Source organism: Pseudomonas sp. GW822-FHT05A08, from assembly GCF_058800485.1.
Window position 1 is genome coordinate 3,495,938 of record NZ_CM179511.1, and the last position, 22,580, is coordinate 3,518,517.

Genomic DNA, 22,580 nt, shown 5'->3' on the forward strand with positions numbered 1-22,580 from the left:
ATCCATGAGTTACGAAACCATTCTGTTGGAGATCAAGGACCGCGTCGGCCTGATCACCCTCAATCGCCCGCAGGCGCTGAACGCCCTCAACGCGCAGATCGTCAGCGAAGTGAACCAGGCCCTGGACAGCCTGGAAGCCAATCCTCAGATCGGCTGCATCGTCCTCACCGGCTCGAAGAAGGCCTTCGCCGCCGGCGCCGACATCAAGGAAATGGCCGAGCTGACCTACCCGCAGATCTACATGGACGACCTGTTCAGCGACAGCGACCGGGTGGCCAACCGGCGCAAGCCGATCATCGCCGCGGTCAACGGTTTTGCCCTGGGCGGTGGCTGTGAACTGGCGTTGATGTGCGACTTTATCCTGGCCGGCGACAACGCCAAATTCGGCCAGCCGGAAATCAACCTCGGCGTGCTGCCGGGCATGGGCGGCACCCAGCGCCTGACCCGCGCCGTGGGCAAGGCCAAGGCCATGGAAATGTGCCTGACCGGGCGTTTCATCGATGCGGTGGAAGCCGAGCGTTGCGGCATCGTCGCGCGCATCGTGCCGGCCGATGAGCTGTTGGACGAGGCGTTGAAAGTCGCGGCGCTGATCGCCGGAAAATCGCTGCCGGTGAGCATGATGATCAAGGAAAGCGTGAACCGCGCCTTCGAAGTCAGCCTCTCGGAAGGCGTGCGTTTCGAGCGCCGGGTGTTCCATGCGGCCTTCGCCACCGAGGACCAGAAGGAAGGCATGGCGGCGTTCATCGCCAAGCGCGAGGCGCAGTTCAAGGACAAATAGTCCGGGTTGTCGCTCGCCATGAAAAATCGCAGCCTTGGCTGCGATTTTTTTGTGTGGTGACGGAAGCTATCGCGGGTAGCGCGTGTGCCTGTAGCCGCTGGCGCAGCCTGCGATCGAGGCCGAAGGACTCGCTGTCGGCCTTGACGCGGTTCATCTACCGAACCGCGTTGCCCGCCTTGCGACCGTCCCGGTCGATCGCAGGCTGCGCCAGCGGCTACATCGGTTGGCGGGGGTTGAAATGCTTTCGCGGGCAAGCCTCGCTCCTACGGGGTTGTGTTGTTTGCGTCATAGCGATCAACACGCGCGCCTGTAGGAGCGAGGCGTGCCCGCGAAGCTTTTGGGGTCACAACAGATAGTGCTTCAACTCCCGGGCGATCAGCATGCGCTGGATCTCGCTGGAGCCTTCGTAGATCTGGGTGATCCGCGCGTCCCGGTAGTAGCGCTCCACCGGGTAGTCCTCGAGGTAGCCGTAGCCACCGTGGATCTGGATCGCCGAGGAGCAGACCTTCTCGGCCATTTCCGAGGCGAACAGCTTGGCCTGGGAGGCTTCCGACAGGCATGGCTGACCGGCGCTGCGCAGGCGCGCGGCATGCAGGATCAGCAGACGCGCGGCGTTGAGGCGGGTGTGCATGTCGGCCAGCAGGTTGGCGATGCTCTGGTGCTCGATGATCGGCTTGTCGAACTGCACCCGTTCACGGGCGTAGGCCAGCGCCGCTTCGAACGCGGCACGGGCGATACCCAGGGCCTGGGCGGCGATGCCGATGCGGCCGCCTTCGAGGTTGGACAAGGCGATGGCCAGGCCCTTGCCGCGCTCGCCCAGCAGGTTGGCTTCGGGGACGGTGCACTGGTTGAAGGTCACCGCGCAGGTGTCCGAGGCGCGGATGCCCATCTTGTGTTCGCTGCGGTCAACCACGAATCCCGGGGTGTCGGTGGGCACCAGGAACGCCGACAGGCCTTTCTTGCCCAGCTCCGGATCGGTCACCGCGAAGACGATGGCCAGCTTGGCGCGCCGGCCGTTGCTGACGAACTGCTTGGCGCCGTTGATCACCCACTGGCCGTCCTTGAGTTCGGCGCGGGTGCGCAGGTTGTGGGCTTCGGAGCCGGCCTGGGGTTCGGTCAGGCAGAAGCAGCCGATTGCCTGGCCGCTGGCCAGGTCCGCCAGCCAGGTCTGTTTCTGTTCCGCGCTGCCGTAGTTGAGGATCGGCCCGCAGCCCACCGAGTTGTGGATACTCATCAGCGCACCGGTGGCGCCGTCGCCGGCGGAGATTTCTTCCACCGCCAGGGCGTAGGCCACGTAGTCGACGTAGGTGCCGCCCCATTCCTCGGGCACCACCATGCCCAGCAGGCCCAGTTCGCCCATCTTCGCCACCAGGGTGTCGTCGATCCAGCCGGCCTTTTCCCAGGCCTGGGCATGGGGGGCGATTTCACCGCGGGCGAAGTCCCGGGCCATGTCGCGGATCATCACCTGCTCTTCGCTCAATTCAATGTCGTGCATGGCTCAGCTCCGGCTGGGGTCGAAAGCGCTGAAGAAACTCGCCACATGCGCGGCGTCCAGCGCCTGCAGGGTCGGTGGGTTCCAGCGTGGGTTCTTGTCTTTGTCGATCAGCAGGGCGCGCACGCCCTCGATCAGGTCGCCGCGCTCGAACCACTGGCGGTCCAGGTGCAGCTCCAGGGCGAAACACTGTTCCAGGCTCAACTGGCGGCCGCGCCGGAGCATTTCCAAGGTCACGGCCATGGCCAGGGGCGAGCGGGTCGACAGCAGGTCGGCGGTGCTGGTGGCCCATTGATGAGTATCGCCCAGGGTCACTTCGCGCAGTTGCTGCACGATGCTCGGTACATCGGCCTGGGCAAAGAAGTGATCGATGGCCGGGCGCAGCGCCGCCAGTGGCGCGTCCGGCAGTTGCTGCACACCGAGCTTGGCCAGCAGGCCCTGCAGGTCCTTGAGCGGGGTGTCGTGCCATTGCAGGTTGTCGAGGCGCTGGTCCAGCAGGTTCAGTTGGTCGCTCTCCAGGTACCAGTCCGCCAGCCCGCAGTACAGGGCGTCGGCGGCGCGGATCTGCACGCCGCTGACCCCCAGGTAGATGCCCAGCTCGCCGGGGATGCGCGACAGGAAATAACTGCCGCCGACATCCGGGAAATAACCGATGCCGACTTCCGGCATCGCCAGGCGGCTGCGCTCGGTGACCAGCCGCAGGTCGGCGCCCTGGACCAGGCCCATGCCGCCGCCGAGGACAAAACCGTCCATCAGCGCCAGCACCGGCTTGCGGTAACGGTGGATCGCCAGGTCCAGCGCGTATTCCTCGACGAAGAATTCCTCGTGCAGGGTCTGGCCGTTCTGGTAGCTGTCGTACAGGGTGCGGATATCGCCGCCGGCGCAGAAGGCCTTTTCGCCGGCGCCGCGCAGGACCACCGCGTGCACCTGCGGGTCCTGGGCCCAGGCATCGAGCTGGCGCTGCAGGGTGCGCACCATGCCGAGGGTGATGGCATTGAGGCCGGCGGGGCGGTTGAGGGTCAGGTGACCGATATGGTTGCGGACTTCGGCCAGCACGTCCTGTGGCGAGGCCTCGACCGACGTGGCGCCGGCGTCTCGCGTGGCCTGGGATGGAACCTGAGCAGTCATCACTAACTCCCTGCTTTTATTGTTCTTTATAGGTGTGTTCGCGCGCGAACGATGAGGGATCGTAACAGTGCAAATTTGCCATGTACAACCGGGATAACTGCAGGTTGGCTGTGCATTTTTGCATGGGCGCGCGGGGCTCGCGACAGCGCCGCCCATGGCCTGCCTTCAACGCCCGGAACACTTGAACAGCACGCTCTGGCTGGCCCGCAGCCGCTCCTCGCAGCCCAGGGGTTGCAGCTGCGCGCGGTCCCGGTCCAAGTCCTTGGCCCGGCGCGCCAGGTAGAAGGCGCCGCTGGCGGGCAACTCCGCGAGGTCCTTGACCCGCCGCGCCTGCCCCGCGCTGTAGAACTCCCCTGAATAGGAGCGCCGCCCCCAGTAGTACAGCGGCGCGGCCTCGGTCGCTTGCAGGTCGCTCCAGGCCCGGGCCAGGGCTTGCTGGTTCTGTGGGCGCTGGAAGGTTCCGCCCTCGACCACCGCGACCGTCATCCCCAGGGGCAGGGCCAGCGCCAGGCCGGCCACCAGTTTGCCGGGGGCGTTCAAGCGCGCGCGCAGGGCCAGCGCCAGCAGCAGGCACCAGGCGGGCAGGGCGGGCAGCACATAGGTCCAGAGGATGTTGCCGGAGAAGGTGAAGAACAGCGGGGTGGTGAGCGCCCACAGGCTGATGAAGCTCAGGCTGGGACGCATACCCGCCTGCTGCCGATAGACCCCGTACAGCAGGGGCAGGAACAGGCTCCAGGGGAACAGCGCCAGCAGCAGGTCCAGCCAGATGCTGCCGGTCGGGCGGGCATGGGCGCTGCCATACAGGTCGCCGGCCCATTCGCTGATCACATAGCGTTTCCAGTGTTCGCCCACCAGGAAGTAATCGAGAAACCCGGGGCTGCGCAGTTCGGTCCATACATACCAGGGCAGCGCCACCAGCAGCATCAGCGTCAGGCCGCTGAACCAGGGCAGGGCCCGGAGGGCGCGCCATTGTTTGTTCAGCAAGGTCCAGAGCCCCGCCTGGACGCCCATCAGCACCAGCGCCAGCGGTCCCTTGGCCAGCAGCCCCAGGCCGAGGCCGAAGTAGCCGGCCAGGGCCCAGGCCCGGTCGCCATGCACGGTGCCGCGCCAGAAGCCATAACCGGCCAGCAGCACGGCGAAGCCCAGGGCCGGATCGGTCAGCACCACACCCGCCGAGACCAGGCCCAGGCTGGAGCTGGAAAACAGGATGGCCGCCACCAGCCCTGTGCGTTCGTCGTATTCCTCGCGGGCGAAGCGGATGACGATCAGGCAACTGCCGACATGCAGCAGCCAGGCGGGCAAGCGCGCGGCGAACTCGTTGATGCCCAGTAACTGCATGCCCAGGGCCTGGGTCCAGAAGGCCAGCGGCGGTTTGCCCCAGAAAGGCACGCCGTAGTCGAACATTGGGGTTACCCAGTCGTCGAGTTCGAGCATCTTGCGCGCCATTTCGGCGTAGCGCGCTTCCGAGGTGTCCATCAGGGGGTAAAGGCCGAGGGTCATCAGGCGCAGGCCCAGGATGCCGAGCAGCAGCCACCACAGGTGGCGGGTTGAAAGGTTGTTCATCGGATCTCGTCTTGTTCGTTGGACTGCAGGCTGGGCGGTGCTTCCAGCCGCCGGGGAAAACCGCCAAAGGTGCTGCGCAGGAAATACAGGGGGCGGCGCTTGACCTCGACCAGCGTGGCGCCGATGTACTCGCCGACCATGGCGATTCCCACCAGGGCCAGGGCCAATGCGCCGAGGATCAGGTGATGCACGTCGAAGGCCTCGATCAGCCACTGGCGCAGCAGGTAGCCGCTGGTCAGCAGCAGGGCCGCCAGGCTGAGCACGCTGAACCAGCGCAGGGGTTTGCGGGAGAACGCCAGCACGCCTTCCATGGCCAGGTCCACCAGTGCCATGGGGCTCCATTTGGACTCACCGGCGCCGCGGCGCGCCCGTTCGTAGGGGATTTCCACGCTCTTGAAGCCCAGCCAGTTGACCAGGCCTTTCATCAGGGTGGCGCGCTCGGGCATGGCGCGCAGCGCGTGCAGGGGCGCGGCGCCGATCAGGCGAAAGTCGCTGACGTCCGGTGGCACCGGGTACTTGTCCACCAGCAGGTTCATCAGCTTGTAGTAGAGCCGGGCGCTCAGGCGCTTGCCCGCGGTGTCGCTGCGCCGGTCGCTGCGCTGCATGTTGACGATGTCGTTGCCGGCCAGCCATTGGCGGACCATCAGCGGAATCAGTTCCGGCGGGTCCTGCAAGTCGGCATCGATAAACAGCAGTGCATCGCCGGTGGCATGATCGAGCCCGGCGGACATCGCCGACTCCTTGCCGAAGTTGCGACTCAAGTTGAGGCAACGTACAGCGGGCATGTGGCAGAACGCTTCCAATAAGTCGCAACTGCCATCCTGGCTCCCGTCATTCACATACAATACTTCGTAAGTTACCGGAAGTGTCTGCATCACCAACATCAGGCGGCGATGAAACTCGGGCAGGACATGAGCTTCGTTATAACAGCAGATAATAACGCTGAGCATGTCGTGCGTGTCTGGTTGAACGCAACTAGGCAACTTCATTTTTAAAAGTCCAGGTTCGGTTTATCCAGTAACTGACCAGGGTCAGGCAGAGGGTGCTGAGCACTTGCATCAGCAGTGGCGAGTCAGGTTCGAAGCGCAGCAAAAACAGCATCAGCAAGGCATTGCCGAGGTTGTAGCCAGCGGCCGTCAGGCAGAACCGCAGGGCCTGATCCGCCCTGGCCTCGCGGTCCGCCCGGGAGAAGGTCCAGCGCCGGTTGCCCTGGTAGCTGACCCAGGTGCCCAGGCCGGCCCCCAGCAGGCTCGCCAGCAGCGCCGGCATGCACGCGAGCAGGGCCAGGAACAACGCGTAGTGACTCAAGGTGGCGAGAACGCCGACCAGGGCATATCGGGAAAGTTGCTGCAGATAATGACTGAAGGAGGTTTTTAATGATTGCGACATCGACAATTCCCAGAATGGCGAGCCCGTTAATTCTTCGAGGAGTTGTGTCGAGGTTAAGTGGGGTTTTTGTGAAAATATTGTTTGTCGGGTCGGGGAAGATATTTCACGAAGTAACCTGACAAATAAGACATTATTTGTACGGCGTCAGTAAAGTCGCGGTGTTGCCGGAGTTGGAAGCAACTAAGCTTACTGCAACATGTCGTGGCTGTTATCCAGCTGTCAGCTTGTCATGGTCAGTCCCGGGCAAGAGTTGAAAACCTGGTTCGATGGCCGAGGCTCGCTACAATGGCGCTCGACTTTCGTGACCCAGAGGCAACATGGACATCGACCTGGCCCGCACCTTTTTGCAAATCGTCCGCAGCGGCAGCCTGATCGCCGCGGCCGAACGCCTGCACCTGACCCAGACCGCGATCAGCGCCCGGGTGCAGAACCTCGAAGGCCAGCTCAACTGCAAGCTGTTCGTGCGCAACCGCGCCGGGGCCCGGCTGACGGCCGACGGCGAGGCGTTCATCGTCTACGCCAACCAGCTGGTGCAGACCTGGGAAGCCGCCCAGCGCGACCTGCCGCTGCTGGCCGGTTATCGCAACGTGCTGCACATCGGCGGTGAAGTCAGCCTTTGCAACCCGCTGATGCTCAACTGGGTAAGGCGCTTGCGCCAGGCGATTCCCAGCCACGCGGTGCGCAGCCAGATCGCCGAGGGCGCGAGCCTGCAACGCCAGCTGGAACTCGGCGTGCTGGATGCCGCGCTGGTGTTCCAGCCGGTGTACGGGCCGGGGTTGCAGGTCGAGCAGTTGCTGGAGGAAAAGCTGATCCTGGTGCGCCTGGCCGGCAAACCCGAGCCTTATGTGTACATCGATTGGGGCGAGGATTTCCGTCGCCAGCACGACGCGGCGCTGCCGGACCAGGCCAAGGCCGCGGTGGGTTTCAACCTCGGGCCGCTGGCCTTGCAGTTCATTCTCGAAGGCGGCGGCAGCGGCTACTTCCGCACCCGGGTGGTGCAAAGCTACCTGGACAGCGGTGTGCTGGAACGGGTGGAAAAGGCTCCGGAGTTCAACTTCCCGACCTACCTGCTGTACGCCCGCGAACGGGATTCGGCGCAGCTGCAGCAGGCCTTCGAGGTGCTGCGCGAAGTCATCGCCAGCGACACCGACTGGTCGCAGCGTTGGGACCCGATGATCTGAGTCGTAAAACGCGGCGCCTGGATTTACGACCGCTTCGCGGTCGAGCGCAGCCTGCGGCAGCGGCTACAGGGATTGCGGAGCCTGTGTAGCCGCTGCCGAGCCCGCGAGGCTGCGATCGGCAACGCAGTTGCCGTAAAGCCTGACTCCGCGATCTGTCCGGATAACCCGATCACACCCGCGGCGCCAACACCTCGCCAATACTGCGCCGGCGCGCATGGGCCTCACTGGCGTGGATCAGTTGTTCCAGATCTTGCGGGGTGACGTCGAAGAACTCCTGCATTTCATCCAGCGCCAGCTTGAGGTCGGCGGCGGTGATGGCCTGGGTATCGCTCGGCGGCTGATCGGCGGGCAGTTGGGTCGCGGGTTCGCTCTGGCCCTTGGGGTAGCGGATGCGGGTCAGGTTGTTGTAGGCCAGGGCGCTGAGCAACAGGCACAGGGCCGCCAGCATCACCGGGCCCAGGGCCTGCCAGTCGAGGGCGATGGTGGCCGGGTCGGCCAGCACCATCGTCAGGGCCACGGCGCCGGCCGGCGGATGCAGGCAGCGCAGCCAGCACATCAGCACCAGGGACATGCCGGCGGCCAGGCAGGCGCTGCCCAGGGTGCGCCCGAGCACATGGGCCACCAGCAACGCCAGGACCGCGGCGCACAGGTAGCCGCCGAGGATCGACCAGGGTTGCGCCAGCGCCCCCGACGACACCGCGAACAGCAGCACCGCCGAGGCCCCCAGCGGACCGATCAGGTGCAGCGCCACCTCCATGCCGAACACCCGGCCGCACAACCAGACACTGAACAGCGTGCCCAAGGCCATGCCGATCGCGGCGCGGCTCCATTCCGAGGGGCGGGTATTGATGGCGGCGGGTTTCCAGCGAGCGAGCATGACGAAGCGATCCAATTCCGGTTTTGCGGGCAAAAAGAAGGGCTTGTCTGGAGCACCAGAAAGCCCTGAAACGTTCCAACAGTTGGGGGGAGGAACCGGCACAGTGTGCCGATCAAACCAAGCGCCTACAAATTCATAATAATGCTGTTTAAGTGCATTATTTTTGTACTGTGGCGGCCTGGGCCACCCGCCGTCCGCTCATGAAACACAGCAGGCCGCCCAAGGCGGTCAAGCTGCTCAGGGCATAGAACATGGTCGGCGCCGGGGTATGCACCAGCAGGTAGCCGCAGATCACCGGGCTCAAGGCGCCGCCCAGGGCCGCGAGGTTCTGTGCGCCGTAATAGCTGCCGCGCAGGGCCTCGGGCGCCAGGGTGTCGATGAACAGGAATTCCGCCGGGTAGATGATCATCTCGCCAAGGGTGAAGACGAACATCGCCAGGCACCAGCCCAGCAGGCTGTCGGCCAGGCTGAAGCCGATCAGGCCGAGGATGAACAGGCTGGTGCCGACGGCGATCCAGTAGCGCAGCTGTTCGCGCTTGAGGAAACGGCCGATCTGGTACTGCAGCAGGATCACGCTGATGGCGTTGCAGGCCAGCAGGGCGGCCATGGTGTCGAGGGCGCTTTTCGCGTCTTCGGTGACCAGCAGGTACTGCGACAGGTACAGGGTGAAACGCCCGTGGACGATAGTGCTGAGCAGGCAGCCGCAGGTGAACATGATCAGCGTGCGGTCGTTTTTCAGGGTCACCAGGGTGTCGAGGAAACTCTGCGGCTTGCTCAGCGAGGGCAGGCCCGGTGTGGCTGGAATGCCGCGCATCAGCAGGGTGCTGAGAAAGGCGATGGCGCCGGCGATCAGGAACGGCGCCAGCGGCAGGTGCCCGGCGATCACCACGCCGAGCATGGGGCCGGTGGCGTAGCCGATATTGGTCAGGGTGTAGCGCAGGGAGAACACTCTGGCCCGCTGACTCACCGGCAGGTTTTCACTGATGATCGCCTTGGAGCCGATCAGGAACAGCGCCGAGGCGGTTTCGGTGATCACCAGGATCGCGGTGGTCAGGTAGAGGTTGTGGGCGAAGGTCAGCAGTACAAAGCCGATGCCGCTGGAGAGCATGCTCAGGATCAGCAGCCGGCGCTTGTCCAGACGATCGAGGATGTAGCCGCCATACAGCGCGAGCAGCGTGGCGATGAACACCGCGACCCCCAGCAGCAGGCCGACGTCCTGCTGGTCGAGGCCGAGTTTTTCGCTGAGGAACAGGGTGAGCAGGGGACTGGTGATGGCGCGACTGACGACAATGGTCAGCGAGCAGATCATCAGGCGGCGGATAACCAGCGAGTAAGTGGCCACGGTGGTGCACGAGTCCTTGTTGTCTGAGTGGGCGACAATCCCTAGCGATCCTGGAGCCCCAGGCTTGCCATCCTCTGACAGTTGCGCGAGCACTTCAAGACAGGCCCGCACCCCATCTCAAATACCGCACCCATCTTCCGTAGGAGCGAAGCTTGCTCGCGATAAGGCCGGCACATTCAACGGCGGCGATGTGGCCTGTCAGGCCGTCATCGCGAGCAAGCTTCGCTCCTACAGTTGCATGGGGTGGGCAGGCAGTATCAGGCGCATGGCGCAGCGCCGGGCCGCCGGCAGGCCATGGAGAGCTTCCTCGGCCAGCACCTGCCGCAGGCGCGGCCCCAATTGCTCGGCGTCCAGAGTGACGAAACCGCAGCGCTGGTAGAAGGGTTCATTCCACGGCAACTGGCGAAAGGTGCTCAGGGTCAGGGCGGTAAACCCCTGCTGGCGCGCCTGTTCGCCCACCGTCTGCAGCAGGCGGCGGCCAATGCCGCGCCCTTGGGCGGCGCTGGCGACCGAGATCTCCCAGATATGCAGCGCGTCGGCGCAGGCTTCGGCGTCGAGGAAGGCGCACACCTCTTGGTCGAGCACCGCCACCCACACCCGCTGCTGGCGGATATGTGCGCGGTGCTGCGCGGCGTCGGACACCTCGGCGTCGGCCAGCCAGGCCAGTTCGGGGTCGCGGCGAAACAGCGCGGCGGCGCTGCGTTCGATGGCAGGGAGCAGGGGGGCATCGGCCTCTGTGGCCAGGCGGATTTGCAGAGTCATGGGGCGCGAGTGTAAGGAGCCAGGGCGCGACCGATCAACCGTTCAGGGGGGCGTGGTGGCGGGCAGGTGCAGCATGACGTAGTCGTTCTTGTCGAAACGCCCGCCGAGCACCGGGGTCAGTCGCGCCAACGGCGTGGCCTTGAGCGTCGCCAGGTCGCTTCGATCCATGATCACCCAGGCTGGGCCTGGTATGGCTGCAAGAGCTTCGGGGCGCTCGGTGAACAGCGGCTGCAGGTCCTGGTCGAGGTGGACCATGAACTTGATCGCCTTGGCGTCCTTGCCCATATGGTGCAGTACCACAGGGGCCGGGTCTTGCTCGATCAGCTTCCAGGCGGCCAGGGTGAAGGTGTGGGTGTCGTAGAGCTGCCGGGCCAGCGGCTCGAACCCAAGGATATAGGCACTCCAGACGGCCAGCACGGCGCCCAGGGCCTGGCCGCCAATCCGCCAGCGCGGCATGCGCAACAGGCCCAGCGCCGCCAGCTGCAAACCGCCGAGCAACACCAGCAGAGGACTCAAGCCGGCCAAGGGTTCGGCAAAGCGCCGCTGCGCCACCAGCAACGCGGCTATCAGTAATCCGGGTATCAGCAGCCACAGGCCCTGGATACCCCGGCGCAACCAGGCCAGGCTGCGGCCCTGGACGTCGTGGAAGGGATAGGCCGCGACGATCGCCAGCATGGGCAACATCGGCAGCAGGTAGCGGGCTTTTTTCGCCTGGGGAATCGACAGGCCGATCAACACTAGCAGGGCCGCGGCGCTGCACAGCACCAGCAGCCTGCGCGCGCGATCCTGCTGCTCGCGGGGGCCAAGCCACACCGCCAGCCAGGTCAGGATTGCCAGCGGGTAGGCCAGGGCATAGTTGCCCAGGGAGCTGCTGAAGTAATAGAACGGGCCGCTGCTGCCTTCGCTGCCATCCATGCGCCCGGTGAACTGCATGCGGATCACCTCCTGCATAAAGGTTGGGCCGCCACTCAGCCGGGCCAGCCACAGCAACAGCGCCACGCATGCCAGCAACAACAGCAGGGCGCTGCCACCGAAGACCAGCATGCGTCGCCACTGGCCTTCGAGCAGGTAATAGCTGCACAGCATGCCGCAGGGAATCACCAGGCCGATCGGCCCGCGAATGGCGAACCCCGCGACCAGCAACGCGAGGATCAGCCACAGGCGGCGCGGCGCGGCGAAGTGATCGTGGGCATACCCCAGGTAAAACACCGCCAGGGCGATGGCGGTGAGCATCAGGTCGAGGGAGATGGCGCGGGTTTCGCTGATGAAGGTGCTGCTGAGCAACAGCAGGGCGATGCTGGTCAAGGCCCAGGTTTTCGAACTGGGCGCCAGCAGACGGTACATGAGGTTGACGATCAGCGCCCCGGCGATGGCCGTGGGCAGCCAGGCCGCGAGGGTCGTGACCCGGCCCGAGGCCAGGGCGAACAGGTCGATCAGCAGGGTCGAGGCGCTGGAGTAGTCAGCATAGGGTTGGCCATAGGTGGTGGGAAAAAAGCCCGGCCCATGGCGCAGCATTTCCTTGGCGAACAGCACGAAGCGCGAATCGAAGCCGATCACCGCCACTTGGCCGGTGTTGGCACAAAACAGCAGCAGGGCCAGCAGCCCCAGCCCCCAGGCTTGCCAATGCAGGGTGCTGGAAGGCGTGCTGCCGGCCCTGGGCATTCAGGCCTTGGCCCTGGCGTCGGCCCATTGTCGATGAGGAATCGGCAGCTGGCGCGACTCGCCGCGGCCGATCGGGAAGTAGGTGAAGCCGTTGCGGGCCAGGCGCTCGGCGTCGTACAGGTTGCGCCCGTCGAAGATCACCGGGGCCTTGAGGCGCTGTTGCAGCAGTTGGAAGTCCGGCGCCTTGAACTGCTGCCACTCGGTGCAGATGATCAGCGCGTCGGCGTCGTTGAGCACCGATTCCGGGGTGCCCATCAGCATCAGCTTCGGTTCGTCGGGGTACAGGCGCTGGGTTTCCTGCATGGCTTCCGGGTCGAAGGCGCGCACATTGGCGCCGGCGGCCCACAGGGATTCGAGCAGCACCCGGCTGGGGGCATCGCGCATGTCGTCGGTGTTGGGCTTGAAGGCCAGGCCCCAGAGGGCGAAGGTCTTGCCTTTCAGGTCGCCCTTGTAGAAGGCGTTGATGCGCTCGAACAGCTTGTGTTTCTGGCGTTCGTTAATGGCTTCCACCGCTTGCAAAAGGTCGCTGGAGCAATGGGCCTGCTCGGCGCTGTGGATCAGCGCGCGCATGTCCTTGGGGAAGCACGAGCCGCCATAACCGCAGCCCGGGTAGATGAAGTGATAGCCGATGCGCGAGTCGGCGCCGATCCCCAGGCGCACCGACTCGATGTCGGCCCCCAGGTGTTCGGCCAGCTCGGCGATCTGGTTGATGAAGCTGATCTTGGTCGCCAGCATGCAGTTGGCGGCGTACTTGGTCAGCTCGGCGCTGCGCAGGTCCATGAACATGATGCGGTCATGGTTGCGGTTGAACGGTGCGTACAGGTCGCGCATCACGTCGCGGACTTCTTCGCGCTCGCAGCCGACGATGATCCGGTCCGGTCGGCGGCAGTCGGACACCGCCGAGCCTTCCTTGAGGAATTCCGGGTTGGAGACGATATCGAACTGCAGGGCGCGCCCGTCCAGGGCCTTTTCGATATGGGCTTTCAAGGTGTCGCCAGTGCCTACCGGCACCGTGGATTTCTCCACCAGGATCACCGGCTGCTCGCGGTGCCGGGCCACGGCGTCGCCCACCGACAGCACGTAGCGCAGGTCGGCCGAGCCGTCCTCGCTGGACGGCGTGCCGACCGCGATAAACAGCACCTGGCCATGTTGCACCGCGAGCTTTTCGTCGCTGGTGAAACTCAGGCGCCGGCTTTCCAGATTGTCGCGCACCAGGCTCGACAGCCCGGGCTCGAAGATACTGACGTGCCCCTGTTGCAGCTGCTGGACCTTGTGTTCGTCAATGTCCATGCAGATGACATCGTGGCCGACTTCGGCCAGCACGGCGGCCTGTACGAGGCCGACGTAACCACTTCCAAATACGCTGATTTTCATGGGGTATTCCTGGGACTTGTCGCGGGAGCAGGTCGTGAGTTGATGGTAATGACGCCGAGGATGACCAGCGCCACCCCCAGGGTTTTCGAGAGACTGAACGGTTCGTTGAACAGTGGCAGGCTGGCGGCCAGCAGGTAGACCAGGGCGTAGCTGACGCTGAGCAGGGAATAGGCCCGGCCCAGCGGCAGGTCGCGCAGGGCCAGCAGCCAGCAGAGCATCGACAGGACATAGGCGAGGATCGCCGCCAGCACCACGCCCAGCGCCAGCAGGTCGACCTGGCCGCCGGACAGCGCCGCCAGCCAGTCCGCGGGTACCGGCAGGCGGGTCATGCTCCAGCGCATGCCCAGTTGCGCGGCGCTGACCAGCAGCACGCTGCCCATGGCGAAGGTGAAGCCCAGAGCCCGGCTCATGCGTGGCGACTCAACAGCAGCACGCCTGCCAGTACCAGCGCGACGCCCAGCCAGTGGCGGCGGTCGATGGCTTCATGGAAGACGAAGCGGGCGATCAGGGTGATCAGCACGAAGTTCAGGCTCAGCATCGGGTAGGCGATGCCAACCTCGACCCGCTGCAGCACCAGCAACCACACCAGCAAGCCCAGGCCGAGGCTGGCCAGGGCCAGCCACAGCCAGGGCGAGCGCAGTTTGGCGAGCGCGCCGGAGGGCTGGCCACGCCAGCTTTCCACGGCGAACTTCTGCGCGATCTGGCCCAGGCAGGTCAGCAGGCAGGCGGCGAGCAGCAGCAACAGGCTCATGGCTGGCTCTGAGGGAAGATCAGGATCACGAGATTGCCCTGGTCATAACGTTTGAAATCCTGCGGCAACAGATCGATTTCGTAGTGCTCGTCGCCATTGACCCGCATCACCACGCCCACCTGGCCTTGCTTGCGGGCCTCGGGCATCCATTCGCCGACCTTGCGCAGGTCGATATAGCGATGCTGGGTATCAGGATAGGCCAGGCCATATTTCACTTCGCCTGTCGTGTTGTACAAGGCGATATCCTGGCGCTTGAGGCGCCAGGCCAGGGCCGAGGCGGCGCCCAGGTCGTTGCTCACCAGGGTGTGGCTCTTCGCGAGTTCCTCGGCGTGATCGATGATGAATTGATCCGGCATCTTGTTGTAGACCACCGAGTTCGGCAGGCCGGCGGGCAGCAGGGCGATGAACAGCCAGCTGCCGAGCGCCGGCGCGGCCCACAGTTGCAACGGGCGGAAGGCTGGCAGCAGGTTGCTCATGTTCCAGCCAAGCAGGGCCAGGAACACCAGCACCAGATGCCCGGGCTCGTTGCTGTACAGCGGCTTCTTCAGTTGGAAGTACACCAGCGCCAACAGCAGCAACAGGCCCAGCACCAGGTTGAGCACAGCGTTGAGGCGGATGATCCGGGTTTGCCCGGCGTGCAGCCGGTCGCTCAGGCTATTGCCCATCAACAGCGCCAGGGGCAGCAGGCACGGCAGGATATAGGCCGGCAGCTTGCCCTTGCTCAGGCTGAAGAACGCCAGCGGCAGGATCAGCCACAGCAGCAGGAAACCGATGCTCGCCTGGCGCCGGGTCTGCCAGGCCTGCTTCAAGGCGCCCGGCAGCACCAGGACCCAGGGCATGCTGAACGCCACCAGCAACGGCAGGTAGTACCACCATGGCGAGGCGTGCTGGGCATCGTCACCGGCAAAGCGGCGGATGTGTTCATGCCAGAAGAAGAACCGCCAGTAATCCGCTTCCTGGGCATGTACCGCCAGGGCCCACGGCAGGCTCACGACAATCGCCACCAGCACCGCGACGCCGCCGTAGATGAACAGTTCGCGCAGGTGTTTCTGCCAGAACATGTAGGGCAGGGCGATCAGCACCGGCAGCAGCCAGGCGAGGAAACCCTTGGTCATGAAGCCCATGCCGCAGGCGAAGCCCAGGCCGGCCCAGGCCAGCAGACGGCCGCGCAGTGTCTGGTTGTCCAGGGCGAACCACAGGGCCACCAGGCTCAGGTTGACCCAGAAGGTGAACTGCGGGTCGAGGTTGGCATAACCACCGGCGCCGACCACCACGCAGAAACTCATGTACAGCAGGGCGCAGACCAGGCTCTTGCGCGGGTCGTTCCACAGCCGCCTGGCCATCAAATAGGCCAGCAGTACGCTCAGGCCCATGCTCAGGGCCGAAGCGACCCGCACGCCGAACAGGTTCTGGCCGAACAGCGCCTGGCTGAGGGCGATCATCCAGTAGCCGGCGGCCGGCTTCTCGAAATAACGGATGCCCATGAAATGCGGCGATGCCCAATGGCCGGTCAGGAGCATTTCCTGGCTGATCTGCGCATAGCGGGTTTCATCGGGAATCCACAAACCGTGGGTGGCCATCGGCAGCAGGTAGAACAGGCCGAAGGCAAGCAGTAAAAGAGGCAGGGCCCAGCGTCTGGTCATGCGCCTTGCACCCCCAGCCAGCCTTCGCGGCCCTCGAGGGCGCCACGAATGACCTGCCCCTGGGGCAGGCTCTGCAAGGAGGCGGGCAACAGGTTGCCCAGGGTAGTGAAATGAATGTCGCGCTGGCGGGCTTGCGCCAGCAGTTGACGAAAATCGTTGGCCATCAGAATCCCTTCGACCTCGGCGTGAATGGTGTAGACGTTGAGCCTGTCAGGGCTGAACCGGTCCAGGATGAATGTGTTGAAGTCGTGGGCCGCGACGGCTGGCCCGACCACTTCGTCGAAGGTCGGCAGGTCGACCGGAATCTGCGGGGCACCCAGGCCGCCATCCGCCAGCCGGGGCTGGAAGATCGACGTGCCGCGGCAATCGCTGTTGTAGCGAAAGCCGAAGCCCTGCTTGGCCTCGATCACACGCTCGTCGGCGCGCCAGCCGGCGGCGGCCGAGCAGTCGACGCGCTGGCCGAGAATGTCATTGAGGGTGTCGACGCCCTGGCGGATCTGCTCGATCAGCTGCGCCTGGTTCCAGCGCCCGGCATTGGCCTGCCAGCCGTGGTGATCCCAGGCGTGCAGGCCGACCTCATGGCCGGCGTCCCGGGCCTGGCGCATCAGGTGCCCGAGGTCGCGGCCAATGGGCTTGCCCGGCCAGGCGGTGCCGGCCAGCAGGATGTCCCAGCCATAAAGACCGGCGGCGTTGGAGCGCAGCATCTTCCACAAAAACTGCGGGCGGATCAGGCGCCACAGGTGGCGCCCCATGTTGTCCGGGCCGACGCTGAAGAAGAAGGTGGCCTTGATCCCGGCCTCGTCGAGCAGTTCCAGCAACCGCGGCACCCCCTCACGGGTACCGCGATAGGTGTCGACATCGATTCGCAGACCTGCCTGCATCAACATGCTTCTTCTTTAGAGTGCTCCGCGATTTCGAGCATGGCTTCGCGCAGGAAGAAGTCCAGCGTGTTGCCGATGGTTTCCTTCATCTCGACGGTCGGCTCCCAGTTCAGCAGGCGCTTGGCGTTGGCGATGCTCGGCTTGCGGTGTTCCACGTCCTGGTAACCGGCACCGTAGAAGGACTTGCTCTCGACCTCGCGGAAACCGGCGAACGGCGGGAAGTTGCCACGCAGCGGATGGGCCTCGAACTGACGCAACAGCTCTTCGCCCAACTGGCGGATGCTGGCTTCGTTGTCCGGGTTGCCGATGTTGATGATCTGGCCGTTGCACACATCGTTTTCGTTGTCGACGATACGCGCCAGGGCCTCGATGCCGTCGGCGATGTCGGTGAAGCAGCGCTTCTGCTCGCCACCGTCGAACAGGCGGATCGGCGTGCCTTCCACCAGGTTGAGGATCAGCTGGGTGATGGCCCGGGAGCTGCCGATGCGCGCCGAATCCAGGCGATCCAGGCGCGGCCCCATCCAGTTGAACGGACGGAACAGGGTGAAGTTCAGGCCTTTGCTGCCGTAGGCCCAGATCACCCGGTCCAGCAGTTGCTTGGACACCGAGTAGATCCAGCGTTGCTTGTTGATCGGGCCGACAATCAGGTTGGAGCTGTCTTCGTCGAAGTTCCGGTCCTGGCACATGCCGTAGACCTCGGAGGTCGACGGGAAGATCACGCGCTTGTTGTATTTGACGCAGTAGCGGACCAGCTTGAGGTTCTCTTCGAAGTCCAGCTCGAACACACGCAGCGGGTTGCGGGTGTATTCGATCGGGGTGGCGATGGCCACCAGCGGCAGGACCACGTCGCACTTCTTGATGTGGTACTCGATCCACTCGGAGTGAATGCTGATGTCGCCTTCGACGAAGTGGAAATGCGGATGGTTGCGCAGGCGCTCGATGGCGTCGCAGCCGATATCCAGGCCGTAGACCTCGTACTTGTCGTCACGCAGCAGGCGCTCGGACAGGTGATTGCCGATGAAACCGTTGACGCCGAGGATCAGCACCCGGGTGCGCCGCGGGGCACGACCGGATTCGGCGCCGCGCAGCAGCGAGCCATCCACCAGGCCCAGCTCGTTGGCCAGTTGCGGGCCGCTGAGGTACAGGCCGTTGTCGTTGCGCTGGCCGGCGTTGATCAGTAGCGAGTCCTGGCCGCAGGCGATGCGCAGCGGGTCGACGCTGATCACCCGGCCCGGGGCCTGGCCTTCGTTGCCCTTGATGACCTCGGCGCTCCAGACGATCAGCTTGTGCTCGCCCACGGCGCAGAACGCGCCCGGGTAAGGCTTGGTCACGGCACGCACCAGGTTGAACAGTTGCTCGGCCGGCTGGCTCCACAGCAGCTTGCCATCAGCCGCGGTACGGCGACCGAAGTAGCTGGCCCGGGATTCGTCCTGGGCGGTTTCGCTGACCTTGCCTTGCGCCAGGGCGGGCAGGGTGTCGCGCAGCAGGCTGGCGGCGGCATCGCGCAGCTTGCCGTGCAGGCTCAGCGCGGTATCGCTGCGCTCGATGGCCACCCGCTGCTGGGCAACGATCGCCCCGGCATCTGGGCGCTTGACCATGCGGTGCAGGGTCACGCCGGTTTCGCTTTCGCCGTTGACCAGCACCCAGTTGGCCGGCGCGCGGCCCCGGTAGCTCGGCAGCAGCGAACCGTGCAGGTTGAAGGCGCCCTTGCTGGCGGTGGCCAGCAGCGCTTCGCTCAGCAGGTTGCGATAGTAGAAGGAGAAGATGTAGTCGGGGTTGAGTTTGGCGATGCGCTCGACCCACAGCGGGTGGTTGGCGTCTTCCGGGGCATGCACCGGGATGCCTTTTAGCGAGCACAGTTGGGCCACGGAGCCGTAGAAGGTGTTTTCCTTCGGATCGTCGGCATGGGTGAAGACCGCGCCGATTTCATAACCCGCGTTGAGCAGGGCTTCGATGCCCGCGCAGCCGATATCGTGGTAGGCGAAGACAACAGCTTTATGACTCATGGCGAGACCTGATCGGAGAGAGTGGAAGTTAGACCGTCGACGGTGACAGCGGGAGCAGGAGCGGCAGGCTGGCTGCGCAAGACTTTTTCAATGAAGAAGCGTGGGCGGGCGCGTACATCGCTGTACATGCGGCCCAGGTATTCGCCCAACAGGCCCATGCCGATGAACTGGCCACCGGTGAACACGAACAGGATGGCGAACAGCACGAACATACCGTCGCCGGCCCATTCGGAACCGAACACCAGGCGCAGGAAGATCAGCAGCAGGGCGAACAGCACGCCGAGGCCGGCCATGCTGAAACCGATGATGCTCAACAGGCGCAGCGGCGTGGTGGTCATGCAGGTGATCAGGTCGAACATCAGGTTGATCAGGCGCATCGGGCTGTACTTGGAGTCGCCGTGTTCACGCTCGGCGTGGTTCACCAGCACCTCGGTGGTGTGGCGGGCGAAGCTGTTGGCCAGGATCGGGATGAAGGTGCTGCGTTCGCGGCAGGCGAGCATGGCGTCGACCACGCTGCGGCGGTAGGCGCGCAGCATGCAGCCGTAGTCGTTCATGGCCACGCCAGTGGAGCGTTGCACGGCGAGGTTGATCAGCTTCGACGGCCAGCGGCGCCAGGCGGAGTCCTGGCGATTGTTGCGCACCGTGCCGACCACGTCGTAGCCCAGCTCGGCCTGGGCCACCAGGCGCGGGATTTCTTCCGGCGGGTTCTGCAGGTCGGCGTCCAGGGTGATGACCACGTCGCCACGGCACTGCTCGAAACCGGCCATGATCGCCGCGTGCTGGCCGTAGTTGCGGTTGAGGATCACCGCCACCACCGGGCTGCCTTCGCGTCCGGCTGCTTCCTCGAGGATCTGTGCCGATTCGTCGCGGCTGCCATCGTCCACCAGGACGATCTCGAAATCGTGCTTGAGCTGGCGACAGGCCGCTTCAGTGCGCCGCAGCAGTTCGGGCAGGCTTTCTTCTTCGTTGTAGACCGGAATGACGATCGACACGAACTGGATTGGATAAGGTTTCAAGGTTTCAGTCCAGACAGGTTTTGATGGCGCCGACGACCCGCTCGACATCGTCGAGGGTCATGTCGGGGAACAGCGGAATCGAGCACAGGCGTGTCGAGTTCCATTCGGTGTTGGGCAAATGCACATCCGGGAAGCGCTGGCGGTAATAGCTGTGCAGGTGAGTGGCGACGAAGTGGATGCCGCTGCCGATATTTTGCTCCTGCAGGGCCTTCATGAATCCGTCGCGATCGATGCCGCAACGCTCGGCGTCGATGCGCAGGATGAACAGGTGCCAGGCATGTTGTTGCGGATACTGCGGCAGGTGCAGCGGTTGCATCGGCAGATCGCGCAGTTGCTCCAGGTAGGCCTTGGCCAGGATTTCACGCTGGCGATTGATCGCGTCAAGGCGCTGCAACTGCACCAGGGCGATGGCGGCATTGATATCCGCCAGGTTGTATTTGAAGCCGGGCTCGATCACCTCGGCCTGGGGCTTGCGCCCGTGGGTCAGGCGGTCATAGGCGTCGACGCCCAGGCCGTGGAACTTGAGCATGCGCACCCGGTTGGTCAGGGCCTCGTCGTCGCTGACGAACATCGCGCCTTCGGCGCAGGTCATGTTCTTGATCGCATGGAAGGAAAAGATCGCCGTGCCCCGGGCGCCGACGGGCCGACCGCGATAGGCGGTGCCGGCGGCGTGGGCGGCATCCTCGATCACTGCGATGCCGTGTTTGTCGGCCAGGGCGTAGAGCGGGTCGAGGTCGAAGGCGGCACCGGCGTAATGCACCGGGATGATCGCTTTGGTCCGTGGTGTGATCGCCGCTTCAATCGTGGCGGCATCGGTCATCAGGGTGTGCGGATCGACATCGACGAAGACCGGCGTCGCCCCCAGCAGGCAGATCATGTTGGCCGTGGAAACCCAGGTCTGCGAGGGGGTGATCACCTCGTCGCCCGGGCCGATGCCCAGCGCCAGCAGGGTAATGTGCATGCCGCCGGTGGCCGATGACAATGCCACCGCGTGCTGGCAGCCGACCCGCGCGGCGAATTGCTGCTCGAGCTCCTGGTTTTTCGGTCCGGTGGTGATCCAGCCAGAGCGTAGAACCTGCTCGACCGCAGCGATCTCTTCATCGCCAATACTCGGACGCGAGAAAGGAAGGAAAGCCTGGTTCATTGAGACCTCGGGAAAAAGGATTTCAGCAATCGAAAGAAGAAAAAGCGCCTGTGCCACAGCTGGGACTATTCAAAAAAGGCGTTTTTGGTTCGGTCATTGAAGTACGTCCATAAGTGAGGTCGGTGTGGTCGTCCATGCCTGATTGCAGTAAAGACCATGCGGGGTAAAAGTAAAGCCATATCAGTGTGTTAGCTTTTGTTTCGATTAGATGACCGGGCTGATTTCCTGTGTCTATGAATGGATTCAGGTTAAGCGGAAAAATGTGAAACGAACATGAAAAAAAGGCCAACGGAGCGTTTATCTTTCACCTAGACAGCCAGTGTTCAGACTTCGCCACTAGTTGATCGGGAAAACCCCTGTTACAGCATCCCCAAGGGGTTCTTTTTCGCGGATAACATGGATGAAAGTCGTTTGGCCAAGAGAGTTTTCTGCCTTTGCAGATGCCGCTGTTTTTCAAGCACCACCTGAACCAAGGAGCATCCGTTTGCACACCACCGGTCCGTGGACGCTCCATCTTCCTGCCTTGACACCTTCGGGCGCTCGACCATGGCGACCGATACGACCTTTGATAGGGCCATGGCGTTCCCGTCGTATACTCCGTCGGGCTTGTAGCGGTGCTCGATCGTTTGCCTGAAGTCAAACCATGTGGAAAAAACCGGCGCTATTGTCGGCGGAATCCGGGAGAGGGAAGACGCTGGCAATAACACTGCTCTCATTCACCGCTGAATAACCACCGGCCATTCAATAACGAATAGAAGCCAACAAGAGGCTCGTTGTGTGATTGACATAACACCCGCCAAAGGCGTTGCTCTTTTCAGTCTGTTGTTACTGCCGCTATTCCCGGGAACGATTCCTGTGCTCGAGGCGCACGAAGCCCTCGAGTTTCTGATCCCGGACGCGCCGCCCCTGACCATGGTCAATCAGGGCGATCGTCACGGCATAGTCGGCGACATTGTTCTGCGGGCACTGAACAACAGTGGATATGCCAGCGAACCCAGAACCCTGCCGTGGGCGCGGGCGCAGAAATACGCCATCGAAAATGACAACATCCTGATTGCGCCGCTTAGCCGCACGCCCGAGCGGGAAGATCGCTACACCTGGATTGCCCCGATCATGCCGATGGATCGGGCGTTTTTCAGCCTCGAGCATAAAGTGACGAGCTTCGAAGAAGCCCGGCAGCGTTTCAAGGCCATCGCCGTGGGGTTGGGCAGTGCCCAGGAAGAAATCCTGCGCAGCAAAGGCTTCGCCCCGGAGCAGATCTATGCGATCAAGATCGGCGAGAACCCCGCGCAATTGTTGTTGAAGGGCAGGGTGGACGCCTGGTTCAACGGGGTTCAGGAAAGCCGGTATATCTGGAAACGCGTCTCCAGCCGGCCGCTGTTGATGAGCCCACCCATGGTGAGTCATGAGCTGTACCTCGCTTGTTCCAAAGTGTGCGACGCCGAGGTCGTGACCCATGTTGCGAAGGCCATAGAGGCCATGCGCCGTGATGGTTATATCGAGAAAGTCAAAGACCGCTATCTGAATAACGCCCCTTTGGCAAAGTCTGGAAATTTATAATTAGCCGCTTCAGGTTTACCGACCCTGGTAG

20 protein-coding genes are annotated in these 22,580 nt (G+C 64.0%); 3 read left to right on the plus strand and 17 right to left on the minus strand.

The annotated features are described in order from the left end of the window. Window positions 1-4 precede the first annotated feature (4 nt). Entirely contained in the window at window positions 5-778 is a 774-nt protein-coding gene (locus tag AC3RCP_RS15720; protein WP_101337935.1) for an enoyl-CoA hydratase, read from the plus strand. Window positions 779-1,121: 343 nt separating this feature from the next. On the opposite strand, the gene AC3RCP_RS15725 is transcribed toward AC3RCP_RS15720, so the two are convergent. The 5 genes from AC3RCP_RS15725 to AC3RCP_RS15745 all read right to left on the minus strand — a co-directional run bounded on the left by AC3RCP_RS15725 (window position 1,122) and on the right by AC3RCP_RS15745 (window position 6,350). Further along, the gene (locus tag AC3RCP_RS15725) at window positions 1,122-2,273 is read right to left on the minus strand and encodes an acyl-CoA dehydrogenase family protein (RefSeq protein ID WP_101337936.1); all 1,152 of its coding nucleotides are present in this window, start codon (window positions 2,271-2,273) and stop codon (window positions 1,122-1,124) included. Window positions 2,274-2,276: 3 nt separating this feature from the next. Then, on the minus strand, window positions 2,277-3,398 hold the full coding sequence (locus AC3RCP_RS15730; RefSeq protein ID WP_492570357.1) for an enoyl-CoA hydratase/isomerase family protein: 1,122 nt from the start codon (window positions 3,396-3,398) through the stop codon (window positions 2,277-2,279). A gap of 165 nt (window positions 3,399-3,563) precedes the next feature. Further along, a complete protein-coding gene (locus tag AC3RCP_RS15735; RefSeq protein ID WP_492570358.1) occupies window positions 3,564-4,961 on the minus strand; it encodes an ArnT family glycosyltransferase in 1,398 nt (465 codons plus the stop codon). Beyond that, window positions 4,958-5,950: a glycosyltransferase family 2 protein gene (locus AC3RCP_RS15740; protein WP_492570359.1), complete on the minus strand. Its 993-nt coding sequence runs from the start codon at window positions 5,948-5,950 to the stop codon at window positions 4,958-4,960. The genes AC3RCP_RS15735 and AC3RCP_RS15740 overlap by 4 nt, the downstream gene beginning before the upstream one ends. After that, window positions 5,937-6,350 (minus strand): GtrA family protein, encoded by a 414-nt coding sequence (locus AC3RCP_RS15745; RefSeq protein ID WP_492570360.1) that lies wholly within the window; start codon window positions 6,348-6,350, stop codon window positions 5,937-5,939. The genes AC3RCP_RS15740 and AC3RCP_RS15745 overlap by 14 nt, the downstream gene beginning before the upstream one ends. Before the next feature lie 317 nt (window positions 6,351-6,667). Between AC3RCP_RS15745 and AC3RCP_RS15750 the strand changes: the two genes are divergently transcribed. Continuing rightward, a complete protein-coding gene (locus AC3RCP_RS15750) occupies window positions 6,668-7,531 on the plus strand; it encodes a LysR family transcriptional regulator (RefSeq protein ID WP_007925718.1) in 864 nt (287 codons plus the stop codon). Window positions 7,532-7,700: 169 nt separating this feature from the next. Here AC3RCP_RS15750 and AC3RCP_RS15755 read toward each other — a convergent pair whose 3' ends face one another. From AC3RCP_RS15755 to arnB, 12 genes are all read right to left on the minus strand, one after another. Further along, window positions 7,701-8,408, minus strand: a complete 708-nt coding sequence (locus AC3RCP_RS15755) for an HPP family protein (RefSeq protein WP_492570361.1) — start codon at window positions 8,406-8,408, stop codon at window positions 7,701-7,703. A gap of 157 nt (window positions 8,409-8,565) precedes the next feature. After that, window positions 8,566-9,750 carry an MFS transporter gene (locus tag AC3RCP_RS15760; RefSeq protein WP_087090997.1) on the minus strand — a complete coding sequence of 395 codons (1,185 nt, stop codon included), beginning with the start codon at window positions 9,748-9,750 and terminating at the stop codon, window positions 8,566-8,568. Window positions 9,751-9,978: 228 nt separating this feature from the next. Beyond that, window positions 9,979-10,512: a GNAT family N-acetyltransferase gene (locus tag AC3RCP_RS15765; RefSeq protein ID WP_492570362.1), complete on the minus strand. Its 534-nt coding sequence runs from the start codon at window positions 10,510-10,512 to the stop codon at window positions 9,979-9,981. Window positions 10,513-10,554: 42 nt separating this feature from the next. Continuing rightward, the gene (locus AC3RCP_RS15770) at window positions 10,555-12,174 is read right to left on the minus strand and encodes an ArnT family glycosyltransferase (RefSeq protein ID WP_492570363.1); all 1,620 of its coding nucleotides are present in this window, start codon (window positions 12,172-12,174) and stop codon (window positions 10,555-10,557) included. After that, window positions 12,175-13,548, minus strand: coding sequence for a UDP-glucose dehydrogenase family protein (locus AC3RCP_RS15775; RefSeq protein WP_009043829.1), 1,374 nt, complete (start codon window positions 13,546-13,548; stop codon window positions 12,175-12,177). Next, complete coding sequence (gene arnF / locus AC3RCP_RS15780; RefSeq protein ID WP_101337943.1) at window positions 13,545-13,958, minus strand: 4-amino-4-deoxy-L-arabinose-phosphoundecaprenol flippase subunit ArnF; 414 nt, start codon at window positions 13,956-13,958, stop codon at window positions 13,545-13,547. Before arnF ends, AC3RCP_RS15775 begins: the two co-directional genes overlap by 4 nt. Further along, window positions 13,955-14,299 (minus strand): 4-amino-4-deoxy-L-arabinose-phosphoundecaprenol flippase subunit ArnE, encoded by a 345-nt coding sequence (gene arnE, locus AC3RCP_RS15785; RefSeq protein WP_009043831.1) that lies wholly within the window; start codon window positions 14,297-14,299, stop codon window positions 13,955-13,957. Before arnE ends, arnF begins: the two co-directional genes overlap by 4 nt. Further along, the gene (arnT, locus tag AC3RCP_RS15790; protein ID WP_492570364.1) at window positions 14,296-15,942 is read right to left on the minus strand and encodes a lipid IV(A) 4-amino-4-deoxy-L-arabinosyltransferase; all 1,647 of its coding nucleotides are present in this window, start codon (window positions 15,940-15,942) and stop codon (window positions 14,296-14,298) included. The genes arnE and arnT overlap by 4 nt, the downstream gene beginning before the upstream one ends. Next, on the minus strand, window positions 15,939-16,823 hold the full coding sequence (gene arnD, locus AC3RCP_RS15795; RefSeq protein WP_367601454.1) for a 4-deoxy-4-formamido-L-arabinose-phosphoundecaprenol deformylase: 885 nt from the start codon (window positions 16,821-16,823) through the stop codon (window positions 15,939-15,941). The genes arnT and arnD overlap by 4 nt, the downstream gene beginning before the upstream one ends. After that, complete coding sequence (gene arnA / locus AC3RCP_RS15800; RefSeq protein WP_492570365.1) at window positions 16,823-18,829, minus strand: bifunctional UDP-4-amino-4-deoxy-L-arabinose formyltransferase/UDP-glucuronic acid oxidase ArnA; 2,007 nt, start codon at window positions 18,827-18,829, stop codon at window positions 16,823-16,825. The genes arnD and arnA overlap by 1 nt, the downstream gene beginning before the upstream one ends. Then, a complete protein-coding gene (arnC, locus tag AC3RCP_RS15805) occupies window positions 18,826-19,845 on the minus strand; it encodes an undecaprenyl-phosphate 4-deoxy-4-formamido-L-arabinose transferase (RefSeq protein WP_102680312.1) in 1,020 nt (339 codons plus the stop codon). Before arnC ends, arnA begins: the two co-directional genes overlap by 4 nt. A gap of 4 nt (window positions 19,846-19,849) precedes the next feature. Continuing rightward, on the minus strand, window positions 19,850-20,989 hold the full coding sequence (gene arnB / locus AC3RCP_RS15810) for a UDP-4-amino-4-deoxy-L-arabinose aminotransferase (RefSeq protein WP_492570366.1): 1,140 nt from the start codon (window positions 20,987-20,989) through the stop codon (window positions 19,850-19,852). Between the two features lie 777 nt (window positions 20,990-21,766). On the opposite strand from arnB, the gene AC3RCP_RS15815 reads away from it, so the two are divergent. Beyond that, window positions 21,767-22,549, plus strand: coding sequence for a substrate-binding periplasmic protein (locus AC3RCP_RS15815; protein ID WP_101337948.1), 783 nt, complete (start codon window positions 21,767-21,769; stop codon window positions 22,547-22,549). The last annotated feature ends 31 nt before the right edge of the window (window positions 22,550-22,580 follow it).